Here is a 3,896-nt window from a genome sequence, read left to right on the forward strand (position 1 = left end):
TCTTTAACTTTGTCTAATAAGCTCATATTCATCATCTCCTAAAAACGAAAAGATGGAGGAAATCCTCCATCTTTGTATTAACCAAGTAATGAACCGAATACTCTTAAGTATTCATCTGCTGAACGATCCCAGTCTAATTTTTCAGTCATAGCACGATAAATCAAACCATTCCATTGATCTTTTTCATCATAGTAGATATGTAATGCATAATCAATAATGTCCATCATTTCATGCGCATTATAGTTAGCAAAACTGAATCCAGTACCAGTACCATCAAATTCATTAAATGGCTGTACACTGTCTTTTAATCCACCTGTTTCTCTTACAATAGGAATTGTACCATAACGTAATGACATCATCTGAGATAATCCGCATGGTTCAAATAATGAAGGCATTAAAAACATATCACATCCTGCATAAATACGACATGATAAACCAAAATCATACTTTAACTGTAATGAAATCTTTGGATTACCAAATCCAGCAATTTCTTTTAATGGTTCTTCATATTTCTTATCGCCCGCACCAAGAATAACAAGCTGAACCTTTCTCTGTAGAAGTTCTTCCATGCGGTTAAGAATCAAGTCTAGACCCTTTTGCCATGTTAATCGTGTAACAATACCAATAAGTGCTACATCAGGATCCTGTGGCAATCCCACTTCAGCCTGTAATGCAAGCTTATCTTTTACCTTTTCTGTATAAACGCTATTTGCATTGAAATGGCAAGGGATATTTGGATCTGTTTCTGGATTGTTTGTATCATAGTCGATACCATTTAAAATACCATAAAGATCATCACGACGCATAGCAAGGATACTCTGTAATCCTTCACCATAAGCATCTGTTAAAATCTCCTGAGCATATGTTGGAGAAACAGTTGTAATTGCATCTGAATAAAGAATTGCTGCTTTCATCATATTCATGCAATCATCATTGCGTACATTACCATTGTAATATAAGTAATTATCTAAACCGAATAAGTCATTCAATAAGAATGGATCACATTTACCCTGATAAGCGATATTGTGGATTGTGAAAGTTACTTTCACATTTCCATAATAGTCATAATAGCAATATCTTTCTTTATAAAGAGGCGCAATCATTGCCGCCTGCCAGTCATGTAATGATAAGATATCTGGCATGATATCTAAACGAGATAAACATTCAAGAACTGCAAAGTCATAGAATGCAAATCTTTCATAATCATCATCATAACCATATAAACCAGGTCTTCTGAAATACTGTTCATTATCTACAAAGAAATAAGTCACACCTTCATATACTGCTTTAAAGACACCACAATAGCATCTTCTCCATCCTACCCATAAATAGAAGTTAGTCACATATTCAAGTGATTCAGGGAATTTAATATCCTGATACTTTGGAAGAATGACATAACATTCATGTCCTTTTTTCACAAGTTCCTTAGGTAAAGAACCGATAACGTCAGCGAGTCCTCCAGATTTAATATAAGGAAGTGCTTCACCAGCAGCAAAGACGATTCTCATTAGACAATGTCACCTTCTTTAACATACAATGGATCAGTTGGATCACCAAGAAGTTCTTTTACATGTTTAACCTTAGCATCCTTATCCATAATGACATTTTCAAGATGAGCACCTGCTTCTACTGAAGAACCACTGAATAAGATTGAGTTCTTTACAACAGCACCTTTACCAATCTTAACATTACGTCCTAAAATACTGTTTTCTACAGCACCATCGATAAATACACCGTTTGCGATATATGAACTCTTAACTTCAGCATCTTTTAGATACTTTGAAGGTGGTGTATCGTTAGTATTTGTGAAAATTGGCCAGTTAGACTTGAATGCCTGAGTTGATACATCAATATCAAGGAATTCAAGAGATGTCTTGAAGTAAGCTGCATATGAATCAATGCACTTCGCAAATCCTTTATATTCATAAGCGTTGATCTTCATTTCATCTTTTAGATAGTTTAAAGTATCTCTTAAATCATAAAATACAGATACTTTCTGTGCTTTATTGAGCATCTTAATTAATGCTTTTCTATTAATAACATAAGTTTCAAGTGAGATTGAGCGATCCTTGCGATTACCTTTGTTTAATTCAAAATCAACAACCTGCTTGTCCTTAATCTTTAAGAAGTCAGAACCAATAAATGCTTCATTTGCATTCTTAATCTTCTTATAAACAACAGTCACATCACAACCAGATTTTTCATGTGCTTCTACCACATCAGAGAAATCCATTGTAGTAATAATATGTGCTGGAGAAATCACTACATAATCAGCAGTAGATTTTTCTAAGAATGCAATATTTTCTAACATATTGTTGATATCATGGTTGTACATAGTGCTGTTTGCATACTTTTCATCATATAATAATGAAATACCACCCTTTTTAGAGTTGAAGTTCCATGCATTACCAGAACCAATATGTTTTAATAATGATCTTGGTTTTTCCTTTACTAAAATACCTACTTTATCAACATTAGAATTTGAAAAGTTAGATAATACAAAGTCAATAATACCATAACGACCCAAGAAGCTTACTGAAGCAACTGGACGTCTTTCTGTTAATCCTTTCAAAGATATATCAGTATGTAAATTGATTAATCCTACTACATTTGCCATTTGCTCTTCACTCCTTATCTGCTATTGCCACTTACTAAAGCGACTTCTTCTGCTTCTTCATTCACAACTGTTCCAGCTTTGATCACAACGCCTTCATCAATAATTGCTTTCTTGACAACAGCGCCTTCTTCAACAAGAACACCAGGCATTAATACTGAATCAATAACCTTAGCACCTTCACCAACGTTAACATTGCTGAATAGAACTGATCCTTCAACTTCACCATTTACAACACATCCCTGTGTTACAAGTGAATTCTTAACACTTGCCTGTGCACCAATTAACTGAGGCTTACCAAGTGTATCTTCTGAATAGATCTTCCAGTCTTTCTTGATGTTATAAAGGTCAAGTTCCTTATCATCAAGAAGGTCCATATTTGCCTGCCATAAGCTTTCAACAGTTCCTACATCTTTCCAATAGCCATCAAAAGTCCAAGCATATAATTTCTTCTTATCTGCAAGCATGCTAGGGATAATATTCATACCAAAGTCGTGCTTACTATTTTCATCTGCAGCATCTGCGATAAGGTATTTACGTAATTCTTTATAATTAAAGATATAAATACCCATTGAAGCCAATGTTGATTTTGGCTTTTCTGGTTTTTCTTCGAATTCATAAATATAGCCTTTATCATCTGTATTCATGATACCGAAACGACTTGCTTCTTTTAATGAAACATTTAATACCGCAACTGTTAAATCTGCACCTTTTTCCTTATGCACATTTAACATTTCTTCATAATCCATCTTATAGATATGGTCACCAGATAAGATTAATACATATTCTGGATCATGCTGATCCAAGAAGCTAATATTCTGATAAATAGCATCAGCTGTACCTGCATACCAAGTTGCACCAACTTCGCCTCTTTCACGTGCTGGTAAAATTGCAGCAAGTGAGTTATTACCATCAAGCCCCCACTTAGAGCCTGCACCAACATAAGTTCCTAATAGTACTGATTCATACTGTGTTAAAACACCTACAACATCAATACCTGAATTGGCACAGTTACTTAGTGGGAAATCGATAATACGATATTTACCACCAAAGTAGACAGCAGGTTTAGCAACTTTCGCAGTTAATTCTTTTAATCTTGTTCCACGGCCACCAGCTAGGATCATAGCAACGATTTCTTTACCCATTTCTCTATCTCCTCCTAAAAAAATGTAATCGCTTTCTTTTATATAATCCATTCTATCACAATTAAAACAATTATGATAGTTATTAGATTCATTTTCCTTAAATTCCTTCTTTTATTATACTACACACGTGTTACATT

3 protein-coding genes are annotated in these 3,896 nt (G+C 34.3%); all 3 read right to left on the bottom strand.

Annotated elements, in window-relative coordinates:
• Window positions 1–77: 77 nt before the first annotated feature.
• Genes glgA through B2S90_RS07305 form a run of 3 tightly spaced genes read right to left on the bottom strand, consistent with a single transcriptional unit; the run spans window position 78 to window position 3,759 of the window.
• On the bottom strand, window positions 78–1,508 hold the full coding sequence (gene glgA, locus B2S90_RS07295; protein WP_055233867.1) for a glycogen synthase GlgA: 1,431 nt from the start codon (window positions 1,506–1,508) through the stop codon (window positions 78–80).
• Window positions 1,508–2,617, bottom strand: a complete 1,110-nt coding sequence (gene glgD / locus B2S90_RS07300) for a glucose-1-phosphate adenylyltransferase subunit GlgD (RefSeq protein WP_278780027.1) — start codon at window positions 2,615–2,617, stop codon at window positions 1,508–1,510. Before glgD ends, glgA begins: the two co-directional genes overlap by 1 nt.
• A gap of 14 nt (window positions 2,618–2,631) precedes the next feature.
• The gene (locus tag B2S90_RS07305; protein ID WP_055233865.1) at window positions 2,632–3,759 is read right to left on the bottom strand and encodes a glucose-1-phosphate adenylyltransferase; all 1,128 of its coding nucleotides are present in this window, start codon (window positions 3,757–3,759) and stop codon (window positions 2,632–2,634) included.
• Window positions 3,760–3,896 lie beyond the last annotated feature (137 nt).

This window comes from Catenibacterium sp. UBA627, assembly GCF_002299355.1.
Lineage (GTDB): Bacteria > Bacillota_I > Bacilli_A > Erysipelotrichales > Coprobacillaceae > Catenibacterium > Catenibacterium mitsuoka.

What these genes read in the sequence shown, in the direction of transcription:
- glgD (WP_278780027.1), bottom strand. Translation starts at nt 2,617, where the DNA reads ATGGCAAATGTAGTAGGATTAATCAATTTACATACTGATATATCTTTG.
- B2S90_RS07305 (WP_055233865.1), bottom strand. Translation starts at nt 3,759, where the DNA reads ATGGGTAAAGAAATCGTTGCTATGATCCTAGCTGGTGGCCGTGGAACA.
- glgA (WP_055233867.1), bottom strand. Translation starts at nt 1,508, where the DNA reads ATGAGAATCGTCTTTGCTGCTGGTGAAGCACTTCCTTATATTAAATCT.